The following is a 15,533-nucleotide window of genomic DNA, read 5'->3' on the forward strand; positions in this document are numbered from 1 at the left end:
ATTGCTAGAATTGGGCCAATATTGCTTCACATAACCGTTCGAGACTTGAATAGAATGAATAACAACAAGCTCAATCGGTATGGGGAGGTGCCCAGGCATGGCAGAAAATGAAGGTACGCTTTACACTGTGTCGCGTGAAGACTGGTCACTGCATCGCAAAGGACATCAGGATCAAGCACGGCACCAGCAGAAAGTGCGCGAAGCCATCAAGCAAAATTTACCCGACCTCGTCTCGGAAGAAAACATTGTCATGTCCGATGGGAAGCATGTCATCAAAGTTCCGATCCGCAGCCTTGATGAATATCGCTTCGTCTATAATTTCAACAAAAACAAGCATGTCGGCCAAGGCGACGGCGACAGCCAAGTCGGCGACGTGCTCGGCGTTGACCCTGCTTCCGCCCAGAAAGGCGGCAAAGGCGAGAATGCCGGCGATCAACCCGGAGATGACATCGTAGAGGCGGAAATCAGCCTCGCCGAGCTTGAAACGATGCTCTTCGAAGAGCTGGAGCTGCCGTTCCTGAAGCAGAAGGACCGCGATCAGCTGGAGACCAAAGAAATCCGCTTCAACGATATACGTAAGAAAGGGATCATGTCCAACATCGACAAGAAACGGACGATCCTTGAGAACCTGAAACGGAATGCGACGAGCGGCATGCCCGGTATTCACGGCATCTCGCCGGATGACCTGCGCTATAAGACATGGGAAGAAATCATTAAGCCGCAGTCCAATGCCGTGATCCTGGCCATGATGGACACGAGCGGATCGATGGGTTCGTTCGAGAAATACGTCGCCCGCAGCTTCTTCTTCTGGATGACCCGCTTCCTGCGGCATCAATATGAGAATGTGGAGATCGTGTTTATCGCGCATCACACGGAAGCTAAGGAAGTCACGGAAGAAGAATTCTTCACCCGCGGCGAGAGCGGCGGTACGATCTGTTCTTCCGCTTACATTAAAGCAATCGATATTATCGACAGCCGCTTCCCTCCGACGCTCTACAACATTTATCCGTTCCACTTCTCAGACGGCGACAACCTAACCAGCGATAACGAGCGCTGCGTGAAATTGATCGGCGAACTGCTCAAGCGGGCGAACTTATTCGGCTACGGTGAGGTTAACCAGTATAATCGGTCCAGTACGCTCATGTCTGCGTATAAGCACATCAATTTGCCGAACTTCATGCACTATGTTATCCGCGAGAAAGGCGAAGTGTATAACGCACTGAAGTCGTTCTTCCGCAAGCGGGAATTGGTCGTATAAAGGAAAGGCTGCCACCCAGCGCGTGTTTGGCGCTTCCGGTGGCAGCCTTTTCTGTTGGGGCGGTTACGAATACAAGAATGACCGTTCCCTGGATCGCTAAACGCATGGCTCTTTCATCCTGTAACGGTTGTGACAGCGGTTATTTGGCCGAAAAAGCCTGATTTTGTTTTCTTACGGTTGCCACAGAGCTTATTTGGACATTTTAACGGTAGAAATCAACCAATATGCAGTAAATAACGATGCTCACAACCGTTAGATTTTTTAAAGCCGTTCATTTAAGAAATAGCCGCGCTGGCAACCGTTAAAGACTAGAGAATAACGGAATTTACGATCGAACCGCCGATGAAGAAGATATCCCTCAGTCAACCGAAACCAAAAGATAAACCCGCCGTATTTGAAAAACGGCGGGTTTCACTACAATCTGACGATTGGTTTACTTTGATGTTCTCAGCATGTTGTCTACTGACTTACTGAGTTGGCCGAAAATAAACTTCGGCGCGATCCGGCTCATGAGCTTCAAAGCGTTGCTTTGGCCGGGCCGAATTTCGAATTTCTCTTGCTCCATCCCTCGAATTGCCGCCCCAACCAATTGGGATACGCTCATGGCTTTCGATCCCGCCATGTCTACCGAATCGAACGCGTCTAACAGCGGCGTTTCTGTGAGCGGAGGCGCCAGTTCGAACACTTTTACTTTCGTATTCTTGAGCTGTGCCCTTAACGATTGGGTATACGAATGGAGCCCTGCTTTTGCCGCGCAATACACAGGCGAGATCGGCAGCGGCACGAATGCCAAGCCCGAGGAGACATTCATAATCGCAGCCGACTCTTGCGATTTCAGATGAGACAGGAATTGCTTCACCATCCGGATTGGCCCGCTTAAATTCGTTGCGATCTCGCGGTTGAGATCGTCCAAATCGACTTCCGGGTCATGCAGATTAATTCTGCGCATGAGTCCTGCATTATTAATCAGAACATTTAGTTCGGGAAATTGCTTCACTACTTTTTCAAACAGAGCTGCAATGGCTTGAGGATCCCCTGCATCGCTTTGCATCGTATGTACGTTCGGCAGCCTCTTCTTCGCTTCATCCAGTCTAGCCTGATCCCGCCCCGTAATAATAACGGTATTCCCTAACTTGAGCAGCTGAGCTGCAAATTCGAATCCAATACCTGATGTACCTCCTGTAATCAGAATTGTGTTCCCGCTCATTTTCATACGGTTTATCCTATCCTCTCATTATTGAGTATCATGCTTGCTGACAGCGCCATATCCGTTCATTGGCTGTTCTTACCTATTCATCATTTTAACGGAATAATCCTTCATTCAGATGAGTTCTCTATTTTCGAAGCAGAACGCAAAGCGTTTTGTGAATTTGAGCTGCTAACTGATAAATTAAAATTCCGATAAAAATTATTCCTAAGCCTTTTGCGATATTTAATACCTCAATTGTATGGTCATTGTAATAATCCACTACGAGTAGCAATATTAGCACCGATTCCTTTAAAAACAAGTTCGATCATCTCCAGCATTCCATCAACTCCTCAGTATCAAATGTATGCTTAAATCCCTTGTCAGCCTGCTTTCAATAAAAGTGTCCGATTCTTGAAAAATAATTGAACAAAGTATGAACAAAAGGTGAAGATTGTGTTATAATTAGACATAATTAATTCGATCAGATCATTCTCACCGAGGAAGTGACTATTACGATGGCTAATGTGGCAGTTAAACAGCAGACAGAGCGGGACGGGAAATCATTGTTTTTCGTAATGAAGATCGCTGCATGGACAGCGCTTTGTGTTGGGCTGGTTCTGTGTTTGTTCAATATTAATGATTTTAGCGACAGCAATGCTACATTGATGTCCGGTGTTGGCTTCATGGTAGGCAGCGTGTTTATCTACATGATCGGTACGGCGATGAGCCTGGTGCACAAGCGCAGCTCGGAATCTCTATCGGAGTAACACAAAGAAGAATAACATCTGGTTGCCGGATGGAAGTATCGTTCAGCAACCCCAAATAAGAGGACTGTTTCCAGCTAACTGGGAGCAGTCCTCTTCTTATTTGTCCAATTAAGTCAAACCATTGAACAGATTATTACAGAAATAAGTCGTTATCTTGACGCCTTTGTTAACAGCACACACACGGCGCGCAGAACGTGATACTATTTTTTTGAAAAGGTAGTGAATGAAATCACAAACTTATTCGGTAATGAGAATCTCGGTGAGCTTAAAGGTAAGTTAGGAGATGAGAGAATGAAAATTGCAAAGATCATACGAAGGTTTGCGGGACTCGCTACCATGGCGGGCATTGCCGTGATGACCTCGGGCTGTCAATCGATCGCTGTTTTCGACCCTAAGGGCCCGATCGGAGCCCAGCAGCGGGACTTGATTTATTTCACCATGCTGCTTTGCCTTGTCGTGATGGTGCCTGTGCTGCTGCTGGCGGCATGGATCGTATGGCGCTACCGCGACAAGAAGGATAACAAGGCCTCTTATCAACCAAAGTGGGAACACAGCACGAAGCTGGAAACCATTTGGTGGGGCATTCCGATTGTAGTTATTGCGGTGCTGGCAATCGTAACGGCACGCTACACCTATAATTTGGATCCGGCTAAGCCGCTTGAATCCGAGGTAAAGCCGATTACCATACAAGTAACATCGCTCGACTGGAAATGGCTGTTCCAATATCCGGAGCAAGGCATTGCGACTGTTAATTATCTGGTCATACCCGAAGACACGCCAATCAAATTCGAGTTAACCTCTGACGGACCGATGAACTCCTTCTGGGTCCCTCAGCTCGGCGGGATGATCTACACCATGTCCGGTATGTCGACGACGCTGCACCTGCAGGCTGACGAACCGGGAGAATTCATGGGAAGCGGCGCTAACTTCTCGGGACGCGAATTTGCCAAGATGTCCTTTACGGTTAAATCCGTATCGCAGGATGATTTCGATCAATGGGAAAAGCAAGCGGCAGCAAGCGGCAACGCACTGACCGAGGATGGCTACCAGAAGCTCGCGAAGCCCGGTACATCCGGTCAGGTCACATACGCCTCGATTCCCGAAGGTCTTTTCCACCGGATCGTGCACGATTATTCCATGAATCGCGGCGCACCGGCAGGTATGGGGCAGAAAGCAAGAACGTTAAGTGATGAGCATGCACTGGGTACCGACGGGGAACCGTCCACCGAGGAAAAGCCGTCAACCGATTCGAAATCTCCAACCGATGAGAATCCGCAAAATAACCATTCCGACCACGACATGTCCGGGATGGACATGAACGAATAATGAAAGGAGGCAGTACCATGTTTGAAAAAATCAAATCTTTCTTTTCGTGGTTCTTCGTTACCGGCGACCCGCTGATTTATGGAGCGGACATCGCAATCACGCTAACTGCGCTTTCGATTATTTTCGTCTTAACGTATTTCAAGAAGTGGACCTGGCTCTGGCGCGAATGGCTGACTACGGTCGATCATAAAAAAGTCGGTATTATGTATATCATTGCCTCACTGCTCATGCTGTTCCGCGGCGGCGTCGATGCCTTAATGATGCGGACCCAGCTTGCTTTTCCGGAAATGAAGTTTCTGACGCCGGAACATTATAACGAGGTGTTCACAACACACGGCGTTATTATGGTGCTCTTCATGGCGATGCCGCTCATGTTCGGTTTATTCAACATCGCAGTCCCGTTGCAATTGGGGGCTCGCGACGTCGCGTTTCCATTCTTGAATTCCCTTAGCTTCTGGTTGTTCTTTATGGGCGCGATGCTGTTCAATATGTCATTTGTTATCGGCGGTTCTCCGAATGCGGGATGGCTGTCCTATCCTCCTCTCTCGGAGATGACCGGCAGTCCCGGAGTCGGGCAAGACTTCTACATCTGGGGCATTCAGATTTCCGGTATCGGCTCACTGATGACGGGGATCAACTTCATCGTAACGATTGTCAAAATGCGCGCTCCGGGCATGACCTGGTCGAAAGTACCGATCTTCACCTGGTCCGTGCTTTCAAGCTGTATCACGATCATTCTTGCCTTCCCTGTATTGACGGTAACGCTTGCGCTCTTATTCTTGGACCGCTACTTAGGCGCACATTTCTTCACGATGGACGGCGGCGGCAACGCCATGATGTACATTAACTTAATCTGGATGTGGGGACATCCGGAGGTTTATATCGTTATCCTGCCTGCGTTCGGGATATTCTCCGAAATCGTTGCGACGTTCTCGAAGAAACGGTTATTCGGTTACGCCTCCATGGTCTTTGCTATGATGAGCATTAGCCTGATGTCGTTCTTCACCTGGCTCCATCACTTCTTCACGATGGGCTCGGGGGCGAACGTAAATATCTTCTTTGCCATAACTACGATGATTATCGCAATCCCAACAGGCGTGAAAATCTTCAACTGGCTGTTTACGATGTTCCGCGGCCGAATCCGATTCAGCACTCCTATGCTGTGGACCATCGCGTTTATCCCCTGCTTCGTTGCAGGCGGAATGACCGGGGTCATGCTTTCGGTAGCCCCGGCAGATTTTCAGTTCCATAACAGCTACTTCCTGATTGCCCACTTCCACCAAGTCTTTATTGGCGGGGTTGCCTTTGGATACTTCGCCGGTCTTTACTACTGGTGGCCGAAGATGTTCGGCTTCAAGCTGAATGAGAAAATCGGAAAATGGGCGTTCTGGATTTGGAATATCGGCTTCTATGTCTGCTTTATGCCGCAGTACTTCCTGGGACTTGACGGTATGACTCGCCGAGTCAACAGCTACACGTGGGACAGCGGCTGGTGGCCGCTCAACTTCACGTCGACCATCGGCGGTTTCTTGATGGGTCTGGGCTTCCTCTTCCAAGTGTGGCAAATCGCGCACAGCATCAAGTTTATGGAAAAGGATACAACCGGCGATCCATGGCATGCTCGTACGCTGGAGTGGTCGATTCCTTCACCGGCGCCGTTGTATAACTTTGCGATTACACCTACGGTTTCGGATAGAGACGAATGGTGGGAGGAAAAAGAGCGCATCGCTGCCGGTCAAGCACCGAAGGCAACACCGCCGCTCGAGCCGATTCATATGCCGCGCAACTCGGCAATCCCATTCATTCAATCGATCTTCTGGTTTATGATCGGTTTCGGTCTGGTCTTCCATTGGCTCTGGATCGCTATCCCAGGCTTCGTCGGCGTTGCTGCAACAATGTTCGCGCACTCGTTCAATTACAAGACGGATTATTATATCGAAGTGGATGAAATCAAACGCACGGAAGCTGCGGCAAGGGGGACTGTGTAATGTCGAATCATGCTAACCATCCGCATTCGCAGGCTCTTGCCCACGAGGCAGGTCATGATGGGCATCATGATCTGGAGGAGCTTCGAAAATTCGGTTTCTGGATTTTCCTTATTACCGACTGTATTCTGTTCTCTGTGTTATTCGCTACTTATCTGGTCCTGCACCATAGCACGGCGGGCGGACCGGATGCGAAAGAGATTTTTGAAATGCCCGGCGTTATCGTCGAAACCTTTATTCTGTTAACGAGCAGCTTCACAAGCGGTCTGGCGGTTCTCGCTATGAATGTAGGCAACCGTAAGGGCTTGATTGGCTGGCTGATTGTTACCGTTCTGCTCGGCGCCTGCTTTATCGGGCTTGAAGTGAGCGAATTCGTGAAGCTTGTTCATGAAGGTCATACCATCAGCACCAGCGCGTTTTTGTCCGCTTTCTTCACGCTCGTCGGCACGCACGGATTGCATGTTACCGTAGGTATTTTCTGGATAACGGGCATCATCATTCAGCTTACGCGCCACGGAATTACACCGGTCACGAAGCGTAAAGTCACGATTACGAGCCTGTACTGGCATTTTCTCGATGTGGTATGGATCTTCGTATTCACGATCGTCTACTTGATGGGGGTGATGTGAGATGGCGCAGCACGGCAAAGAATTGCATGGTGAACACGGCGCCCAAACAGGCGGCCATGGCTCATTGAAGGAATATGTCACGGGTTTCGTTCTGTCCATTATTCTGACGATCATCCCGCTGCTTATTGTGTTAAACCACTGGATGGAAGGTAAAGCTGCAGTCGCGGTGCTTCTTGGCACAGCCGTATTGCAATTTGTCCTCCAGCTGGTATTCTTCATGCATCTGCGTGAAGAACATGGTCCTCGTTATAATCTGATGACGCTCCTACTCGGCTTAGTTGTCGTCATTACGATCGTCATCGGATCCATCTGGATCATGACGAACAATGGAATGTAGTACGGTCTCGACAGCTCGGCAGCTTTCCCGGATTGCAAAGAAACCCAACGTTGATAACGTTGGGTTTCTTTTTTTGTCTAATGGCACCTTCTTCATGCTCTCCGCAGAATAAACGTCAAAGTAACAATTACATGAAATGAGCGACTTTTAAAAGTCTAGTTTAACTTGAGCTCTTCTGTGCAGCTGCCACGGATACGTGGATACTCCGCGTACCGGCATCCCATACGACCGGCAAGCCGAATGCGGCTGTTACCGCGCGAATCGGCACATACGCTCTGCCATTATGGATAATCGGCTGCAGGTCTGCTGCAGCCTTTATTCCATCGATCCACAGTTGCGCGCCGGAGGATTCGCTGACCGCCGCCTGCTTCGTGCGAATGAGAACGCTCTTAGTTGCCGCGTCCCACTCGACGTTCTCCTTAGATAACGTCGCAATGGCGCGTACGGGCACGAGTGCATGACCGCCGGCGAGCAGCGGCGTAAGCGACGGATCGGCTGAAGGCACGCCGTTGATTGAAAGAAAAATATTCCTAGCCGGAAGCAATTTGATCCCGGACGTTGCCCCTCCGCTTATCGATCCACTCCCCACCGATGCTGCGATCGATATAACGCCATCCCCCGGAAGAAGCGGCTGTAGTGAACCATCGAATGCTTCTCCGTAAGCCGGCATCGTAAACGTGAAGTCGTAACGGCCAAACTTGTGCGCTCCCGAATAGAGCAGCAAGGACGATTTCGCCGGAAAGTGAATGCCTTTGGCTGATAGGACCGAGCTGCGGTTGTTCAGTGTGGTCGTCCAGAAAATTTGGATCTCGAACGATTCAAAAGCAACGTTGTTGCCGGTGACATGCAGCGGTTCCCCGAAATGCACCGATTGAGGTACACCTCCGGAATTATCCGGTAACACTTCCAAACGGATAAAATCAGCAAACGCCTTGGCATCATTCAGTACTAGCCGCTCTTTCCCTTGATCGACGGCCAATTTTCCACTCCCAGCTTCATAAACAGTTAAATAGGCGCCGTCCGTAAAATAGATATCCATCTGATTCCGGAAATTACGTCCGCCTTCCGGTGCCGGCATCGCTTCGGCTTTCCCCTTAGTCGCTAGTTGCTGCAAAATGCTGCAGACTGCGGATAAGGATTTCTGATCCTCATCGCGTGCCCCGTACAAAGGGATATAGCTGTTATCTCCTAAACTCGGATAAATTTGCTTTATCGTTTGCGGCTTGCAGTCAGCGGCCTTCGCTGCCAAGCTGTTGCTGCCCGGCTTCTCCGCTTGCGCGCTGGCTTCGGCATGAACTACGCCGTCTCCAGCCACAAGCGTAGGAAGCGCCAACAACCCAAACAGCGCAGCGCCAAGCATAGCGGCACGCCAGCCGGCAAACAGCCTCCCCGTTCTCCTCTGCTGCGTCTTATTTCGTATGATTTGCTCGAACTGTTTCATATTCGGCCTCCCGCTTCCTAACGTACAATGATTTCTATCCTCCTATGACGAGTTCAATGTTGAAAAGTTGCGCGATTCCCTGAATAACGATTTCTGCATGCTACGCTTCCATCCGGCATTCGGCTCGCCCTCTACGATGTGTTAGCATTATTCGCAAACAAAAAAAGCTGACCCCGCAAGGTCAGCTCCCTCAACATCCGATTTACTCTACAATCCCCGTCCGCTCGATACCTTCGACATAATAGCGCTGTGCAAAGGCATATAGCAGCAGCGGCGGTAAGATGACGAGAAACGCCGCAGCCATCATCTGCGTCTCAATGAGATCGAACGGCACCAGCGCATTCCCCGCGATCGTCTGCAGGTTCGTCGGCATTTGCGCCATCTGATTGCCCATCATGATCAAGCTGACATCCTTCAAGTACATCGACGGCTCAAAAGTATCGTTCCAATGCCACACGAAGGAGAACAAACCGACAACGAGCATAGCGGGACGCGAGAGCGGCAGCATAATGCGGTAGAAGGTTCGGAAAGCACCTGAACCATCCATCCGCGCACTCTCTTCCAGCTCCTTCGGAAACGTCGCGAAGAACTGCCGGAAGATCATGACGAACAGCGCGCCTTTCAGCCCTTGGCCGAACAAAGCCGGGATCAAGAAAGGCAGCGGCGTGTTCAGCCAGCCGAGCTTTGCGTAAAGAACATAGATCGGGATAAACATCGTCTGGATCGGGATGAGGAAAGTGAGCAGCACGATCGCAAACCAGAAGTTCTTAAACGGAATGTACAGTCTGGCAAACGCATAGCCGGTCAGCGCGCAGGATACGGTCTGAAAGAGCGCCGCCAGAATGGCAATTAACGCGGTTTGCCACAGCGCCTGCACATATTTGAGTCCCCGTATAGCGACCTCATAATTATCCCAATCGAGTACTCGCGGGAAGAAGTTCACTGTCGGATCCAGCAGATCCGACTGTGTCTTGAGCGAGGTCGATATCATGTAGAAAACAGGCTGCAAATAAATGACCGCGACGCTCGTTAAGATGATGTACAGCAGGCTCTTGAATATAACCCCGTCGGTCAATTGTCTGCCAAGGATAAAGACGCGAAGCCTCTCCAGCTTGTGCTCGCGCTTCAAGTAACGCATCCCTCGTCCGGTCCATGGCGTGATCAGGTCCGAGAGCTGGCCTTGCAGCTTCTCCAGTCCGGCCGTACTATTTTTCGCATTCGCAGAACCTTCGGGGTTCGGTGCGCTATTCGGATTCGGCATCTTCGTCGTCACCTTCTTCCTTTATTCTGAAGTTTCGCAGCGAGCAGCACCAAGATAATCGGGATCAAGATGATGACGCTGTACAGCCAGCCCAGTGCACTCGCATACCCGAAGCCGGTTTCCGGATCCGCCATATTCGTGGAGATAAACTTCAGAATCGGATTGAATGGACTTGCCGTCTGATCCACCAGCGTGTAGACCAGATTGAGAAACACGAACGGCACCGTGGAGGGGAAGGTGATTTTCCAGAACGATTCCCATGGTGTTACACCGTCAATCCGGGCCGCTTCATAGACCGAAGCCGGAATCGTCTGAAACGCCGCCAGAAACAATATGATTTGAATGCCCGAAAACCATAGGATGATAACGAATTTGCCGATCAGCTCCACCAACACCTCCGCAATATTAACCGGAAGAACTTCATACAGCATATCCGCGATGTGATATTGATCGGCGAAGGGAAGCTTTGCCTGCCCTTGATCGAACAGCGCCGTGAGCACCTGCCCCGTTGCGAAGATGACCGGCAAGAAGAACAATGTCCGAAAGAACATCCGGCCTCGAAATTGCTGATTGAGCATGATCGCGATCAGAAGGGCGAAGATAACCGTAATGGGAACGGTCAGCACCATTTCCCGCACGAACAGAAACATATCGACCGGAAACTCATTATCATAAATAAAGGCATACTTGAAATTATCCCAGCCGATAAAATCATACTGCAGCCCGCTTCCGTCCGTCGCCACGCTCACCTTCGTAAAGCTCATATACAGGGAGTTCCCCAGCGGATAAAGCATGAACACTGCCGTGCCGATCAGCCACGGCAGCAGAAACAAGTACCCTTCGATGGCCAGCTTCAGCTTCCGAATACGGTTATGGCGGGCATGCTCCTTGCGATGGAGCGACTCGACCGGCAATACGGCTTCTCTTGAAACGTCACCGTTCACTTGCCCACCTCCCCTCTTATAACCGCATAATTGTTCGCTTTGACTTTTACCCCATCCACTGACGCGTACGCTTGCTCATTGTAGTTCACGATGATCCGCGTCCCATTCTCATACGACGTCTCGTACACCCCATCCGCCAGCTTGCGATGGCCGTCCATATAAGAGTTCCATACGTCCCCGCCGGTTGCGGCAAAAGCTTTATACTCCGAGACCATTTGTGACTTCACCAGCTGATATTGCCCGCTCACATAACCGGAATAAGTCGTGCGGCTAAGATCGCGAATGTCGCCTGCTGTGACGACGTAATATGGCAGCGCGCCGTATTCCAGCTCACGCAGAAACTCCGTGCCGGGATCCGTTCGCAGCGTTCCCGAGCCGGACGTATAGGCAACGAGACCGTGCAGCGCCATCGGATAGAAGGGTACACGCTCATCGATCGCCAGATCGTAGTTATAATCGAGCGGCAAGTTATAGAACATATCCGCGTGGCCGATCGAGAACGCAAACGGGTTCGATGTGCCTGCCCATCCCAGCTTGCTTCGCAGCAGATCCAGCGTCTGATTCGTCAGCGCCGCCGTCTCCGAGCGATTTGAGGTGCGTCCGGGCATATAGTCGCTGAATAAGCCGTCGCCGTATTCATCCATTAACGCAACCCCGCCAACCGATAGCCCCTGCCAATCCTTGATCATACCGGGCAAATAGTCCTCGAACACCTTCCAAGGATTAATCGTGTAATAATAAAGGGCTTGATTATAAAAATCGCCGTTCTGATAAAATTTCACGACTTTGCCCGTGATTTGCCGCACGCCGTCCTTCTTCGGCGAGAAGCCGCTGCCGAAGGAATCGATGCCGATCTTCAGATCGTCATTGAGCACAAGAGGGATGCCCTTCTCCTTCAAATGTTTCTGCAAAGCGAGGAAGCCTGAGCGGCCCCCCAGCTTCCCGTCAATCGGGAAGCGGTCCGGAATGGAGCCGGCAAAGCCGCCCTTCTGCCATCCCCTCAAGTTCACCCGCATGCTGTGAATGCCTTCCGCATACAGGTCATCGACGATCTTCTTGACTTCGTCGAACGTGCTCACGACAACGACGCTGGCCCCAAGCGGCGTCGGCTGCTCGCTTGCCGCCATGATGAAATCCAGCGTCAGCGGCGGAGCGCCTGCAGCGTTGCCTGCCGTCAATTTACGGGTATCCGCCAAGTAAGTGCGGTATCGCTTCGCCATCCCCACGTAATCGGATGCATCCTTCTCCAAGAACAGATAACGCATCGTGAACGAGGACACATTGAGCGCTTTCTCATACACGCTGTTTACATTGTTCGGATCGAGCCCTTTTTGCAGAAAATAATGGTTGCGGTACTTGAACTTCGCATAGACGTTGTTGAAGCTGGTTTTGAGCTGGGACGGCATGGCGACAATGTTGGCGGTTGCTTCCCCTTGCTCGATGACGGAGATAAACCCTTGATCGCCGCGTTTCATCCCGAACACCGGATAGTTGATGCTCTCCCTGAAATAGGAATTGTCCACCGCTGGAATCGACCAATCGCGGCCATAGACCGGGTAGTCATAAGGCAAGGTCAGTGCCGCCCGCTTCTTGCCGAACGTAATGAGGCCTCCCGGTCCATCCGGCACGAATAAGTAGCCCTGCCCGTCATCAAGCGCCGCACCGAAGAACGGAAGAACGGACAAGCTGACCACCTGGAACTGCGCGCCTTCGGTGACTCCCTCCTGCGGCAAATGAACGACGAATCCATCCTGCGCCATGACATATTCAAGATAGACCGAGATTCCAAGCTGCTTCATCTCATAACGAACGCCGACGCCGTTCTCAATCGGCTTCCACGTAATGACAGCCTCGGAGTCAATCGTATTGGCAGTTTCCTCTGCTTTTGTGTCCAGATTGTAGTAATTGACCAGAATCGGCGAAGCCGCATTCTTCTTCCATTGCCCTTTTGTCGGATCTTGCTCCTGATCTTCCTTGGAAGGATTGCTCAGCCACATTTCGCCTACCGCCGTCTTCACCGCAATTTGACCTGCAGCCGGATCGAGCCACAGACTGCCCGCACGCTGCTCGCTCATTTTGTACCATGTCGCTCCGCCATAGCTCATCTGCTCCGTGGTTGGCGCATCACCGGACATCGACAGCTTTGACATAAACGCCGCCGCATCTGCCCCGGAATAGTTAGAGATGGACGTGACCGCAGGTGCCTCATGGCGATACATCCAGAGCAGCGCGAGCGCGATGACAGCCAGCACGATAAGACGATTTCTTAGTTTGCGAACCCAAGGTTTCTTAAGCCACACGTTCCATCAGCTCCTCTCCCAATGTCAGGAAGAAGTCGACCGACTGGTACACGAGACCGAACAGCACGAAGCCGAATATCCATAAACAGGCCATCGTGAAGAGCGAAACCGTCGCCATCTTTATCGCTTCCTTCAGGTTGTAGTTATGCACGCACATGGTGCCGATAAAGAGCAGAATGAACATCCACGCATACATGCCGTTCACGATTAAGTTGTAAATAACCGATTCCTGAAGCGTCAGCACACGGGAGATGAGCTGAGCCGGCAGATTGATGACCACGATCGGCATCAAGGCAAAACTGTTGACGATAAACACGTTTCGGAACGTCCCCTGTCCTTTCAAGACAGAGCCGGTCAGATAACTCCCGATTACCCAGATAAACCACGGAAGGATGAAATTTTGAGCTTCCGACCACAGATTCAGCTCCTGAAACCGCGTTTCGACGAAAATAAAATTGGCGATCGCTTTCCCGATCAGCGTGAAGCCGAAACTTAAGATGACGATGATAAACGCCACTGTCAGCTTAATTCGCATCCCTTCGCCGATCTCCGTCATACCGTTCACGGGATGACGCAGGATGCGGAACGCTTGCCGGGCGGACTCCCGCCAACCGTGCAAAGTCGTTCGGTCCACACGGGTCGCTTGCTTCCGCTTTGGCGTATACCAACCGAGCTTCACCGCCAGCCGCTTTCCGCCAAATACGACGATGAGCAGCCCGACCAAAATACTCATGCAGAGCGCAAAGTATTTCATCAGCCAGTTCATCCGCACTTGCCAGAACGCTTCCGAATAGCCCTTCTGATCAAATGCCTTGGAGAAATAGTTCATCGCGCCTTCATAGTCATTGTCATAGAAGTCGGCCTTCGCGATGCCCTGGTAAGACCGCTCGTAATTGGCGTTGCGCAGCAGGATTTCCCGCCAGAGCGGCTCGCCTTTCTGATACTGCCCATCCGCGAATAACGTAACCGCTTCATGCACCTTCGAGCCGAATTCGGTGCGTTTGAACACCTGAATATCGCCAAGCTCCCCGTCCGCGACGAGAATATTGCCATTGGACTGAAGCCCGACGGCAGTTGCTCGCTTGAACAAACCAAGCCTGGCTTCGCCGGTTGAAGCATTGCCGAACCGGAAGATCAGCCTGCCCTTGGAATCATATTGGAAGATGCGTCCGCGAGCCGCCTCAAGCACGGTAATAATGCCGTTCTTATCCACGGCAACACTTGTAAAAGACAACTTGTTCGGCGGCACCAGCCACGGCGCAAAGTTCAAGTTGCCCAGCAAATCGACGCCGCCGGAATTGAGCTGCCGCAGCTGTCCATCTCGCATATCGCGGTTGACCGTATAAATAAATCCATTCGCGTCCACCGTCATATCGGTTATCGCGCCGGGCAGCAGCAGCTGTTCGCTCTTCAGCTGCTCATCGGTATAGAACTTGCGTTTCAACGTCTGAATCCAGTCCATCGGCACTTTGTTCGAGCCGAAGAAGCCCGCAAACTGACCGGTCGGCGTCAATTGCAGCAGCCCTTGATAGCCGCCTTTATTGGCCACGTATATATACCCCCGCCGATCCAGTACGAGCTTTGCCGGTATGAAGGAGTACGACTTGGACATCGCAGGGTCTTTAGGTTCGACATACTCACGCAGAAACTTCGCATTGCGATCGAATACCGCAATTCGCCGGCTTCCCGTATCGGCAATATATACTTCGCCCTCCTTGCTGATAAACACGCCTTCAGGCTTGCGAAGCTGCTCCTTAGGATTCGTTATCTTCCCATCCTCCGACTTCGAGACATCGGGGAATGTCCGTACCATCTCACCTGTCGGCGACAACTCCACGATCCGGTCATTGCCGGTATCTGCTACGAAGATCGCATCATCCTCGGCAACAAACAGATCCTCGGGGTCTTTAAAGCCGGTCCAAGCTTGAACGGGAACAAACGCGTCGGGCGTCCAAATCCACCGTCCGTTCGCATCGCTCGACAGTGTCCAGTAAGGAAGCGCGGCATTTGCCACCCCGGGAAGCACAAGAAGGAAGAGACAGAACCCAAGAAGTAAGGCGTACATGGAACGTTTCCTGGCTTTCACACTCTAGTCC

The 15,533-nt window shown here is 51.3% G+C and carries 12 protein-coding genes; 6 read left to right on the plus strand and 6 right to left on the minus strand.

Annotation, left to right across the window (positions count from 1 at the left end):
* Nucleotides 1-97: 97 nt before the first annotated feature.
* Entirely contained in the window at nucleotides 98-1,258 is a 1,161-nt protein-coding gene (gene yhbH / locus I8J30_RS05575; RefSeq protein WP_210656228.1) for a sporulation protein YhbH, read from the plus strand.
* A gap of 433 nt (nucleotides 1,259-1,691) precedes the next feature.
* Here yhbH and I8J30_RS05580 read toward each other — a convergent pair whose 3' ends face one another.
* Complete coding sequence (locus I8J30_RS05580) at nucleotides 1,692-2,465, minus strand: SDR family oxidoreductase (RefSeq protein WP_240547875.1); 774 nt, start codon at nucleotides 2,463-2,465, stop codon at nucleotides 1,692-1,694.
* Nucleotides 2,466-2,962: 497 nt separating this feature from the next.
* Here I8J30_RS05580 and I8J30_RS05585 point away from each other — a divergent pair, with 497 nt between their 5' ends.
* The 5 genes from I8J30_RS05585 (at nucleotide 2,963) to cyoD (ending at nucleotide 7,491) form a co-directional block, all read left to right on the plus strand.
* Entirely contained in the window at nucleotides 2,963-3,214 is a 252-nt protein-coding gene (locus I8J30_RS05585; RefSeq protein ID WP_090981875.1) for a hypothetical protein, read from the plus strand.
* Between the two features lie 291 nt (nucleotides 3,215-3,505).
* Nucleotides 3,506-4,540 carry a ubiquinol oxidase subunit II gene (cyoA, locus tag I8J30_RS05590; protein WP_210656233.1) on the plus strand — a complete coding sequence of 345 codons (1,035 nt, stop codon included), beginning with the start codon at nucleotides 3,506-3,508 and terminating at the stop codon, nucleotides 4,538-4,540.
* Between the two features lie 17 nt (nucleotides 4,541-4,557).
* Complete coding sequence (locus I8J30_RS05595; protein WP_210656235.1) at nucleotides 4,558-6,528, plus strand: cbb3-type cytochrome c oxidase subunit I; 1,971 nt, start codon at nucleotides 4,558-4,560, stop codon at nucleotides 6,526-6,528.
* The gene (gene cyoC / locus I8J30_RS05600; RefSeq protein ID WP_210656237.1) at nucleotides 6,528-7,154 is read left to right on the plus strand and encodes a cytochrome o ubiquinol oxidase subunit III; all 627 of its coding nucleotides are present in this window, start codon (nucleotides 6,528-6,530) and stop codon (nucleotides 7,152-7,154) included. Before I8J30_RS05595 ends, cyoC begins: the two co-directional genes overlap by 1 nt.
* A gap of 1 nt (nucleotide 7,155) precedes the next feature.
* Nucleotides 7,156-7,491, plus strand: a complete 336-nt coding sequence (gene cyoD / locus I8J30_RS05605) for a cytochrome o ubiquinol oxidase subunit IV (RefSeq protein WP_210656239.1) — start codon at nucleotides 7,156-7,158, stop codon at nucleotides 7,489-7,491.
* Nucleotides 7,492-7,651: 160 nt separating this feature from the next.
* Here cyoD and I8J30_RS05610 read toward each other — a convergent pair whose 3' ends face one another.
* From I8J30_RS05610 to I8J30_RS33900, 5 genes are all read right to left on the minus strand, one after another.
* Nucleotides 7,652-8,932: a copper amine oxidase N-terminal domain-containing protein gene (locus I8J30_RS05610; RefSeq protein ID WP_210656240.1), complete on the minus strand. Its 1,281-nt coding sequence runs from the start codon at nucleotides 8,930-8,932 to the stop codon at nucleotides 7,652-7,654.
* Between the two features lie 202 nt (nucleotides 8,933-9,134).
* Entirely contained in the window at nucleotides 9,135-10,193 is a 1,059-nt protein-coding gene (locus I8J30_RS05615) for a carbohydrate ABC transporter permease (protein WP_240547876.1), read from the minus strand.
* Nucleotides 10,194-10,201: 8 nt separating this feature from the next.
* Entirely contained in the window at nucleotides 10,202-11,137 is a 936-nt protein-coding gene (locus I8J30_RS05620; RefSeq protein ID WP_338044820.1) for a carbohydrate ABC transporter permease, read from the minus strand.
* A complete protein-coding gene (locus I8J30_RS05625) occupies nucleotides 11,134-13,437 on the minus strand; it encodes a DUF5696 domain-containing protein (protein WP_210656242.1) in 2,304 nt (767 codons plus the stop codon). The genes I8J30_RS05620 and I8J30_RS05625 overlap by 4 nt, the downstream gene beginning before the upstream one ends.
* Nucleotides 13,427-15,523: a YIP1 family protein gene (locus I8J30_RS33900; protein ID WP_210656245.1), complete on the minus strand. Its 2,097-nt coding sequence runs from the start codon at nucleotides 15,521-15,523 to the stop codon at nucleotides 13,427-13,429. Before I8J30_RS33900 ends, I8J30_RS05625 begins: the two co-directional genes overlap by 11 nt.
* Nucleotides 15,524-15,533: the final 10 nt, after the last annotated feature.

Origin of the sequence: Paenibacillus lignilyticus, from assembly GCF_017942085.1 — a bacterium.
Taxonomy (GTDB): domain Bacteria; phylum Bacillota; class Bacilli; order Paenibacillales; family Paenibacillaceae; genus Paenibacillus_Z; species Paenibacillus_Z lignilyticus.

Bases quoted from the DNA above. Each gene is read 5' to 3' on its own strand.
- yhbH (WP_210656228.1), top strand. From the start codon at position 98: ATGGCAGAAAATGAAGGTACGCTTTACACTGTGTCGCGTGAAGACTGG.
- I8J30_RS05580 (WP_240547875.1), bottom strand. From the start codon at position 2,465: ATGAGCGGGAACACAATTCTGATTACAGGAGGTACATCAGGTATTGGA.
- I8J30_RS05585 (WP_090981875.1), top strand. From the start codon at position 2,963: ATGGCTAATGTGGCAGTTAAACAGCAGACAGAGCGGGACGGGAAATCA.
- cyoA (WP_210656233.1), top strand. From the start codon at position 3,506: ATGAAAATTGCAAAGATCATACGAAGGTTTGCGGGACTCGCTACCATG.
- I8J30_RS05595 (WP_210656235.1), top strand. From the start codon at position 4,558: ATGTTTGAAAAAATCAAATCTTTCTTTTCGTGGTTCTTCGTTACCGGC.
- cyoC (WP_210656237.1), top strand. From the start codon at position 6,528: ATGTCGAATCATGCTAACCATCCGCATTCGCAGGCTCTTGCCCACGAG.
- cyoD (WP_210656239.1), top strand. From the start codon at position 7,156: ATGGCGCAGCACGGCAAAGAATTGCATGGTGAACACGGCGCCCAAACA.
- I8J30_RS05610 (WP_210656240.1), bottom strand. From the start codon at position 8,932: ATGAAACAGTTCGAGCAAATCATACGAAATAAGACGCAGCAGAGGAGA.
- I8J30_RS05615 (WP_240547876.1), bottom strand. From the start codon at position 10,193: ATGCCGAATCCGAATAGCGCACCGAACCCCGAAGGTTCTGCGAATGCG.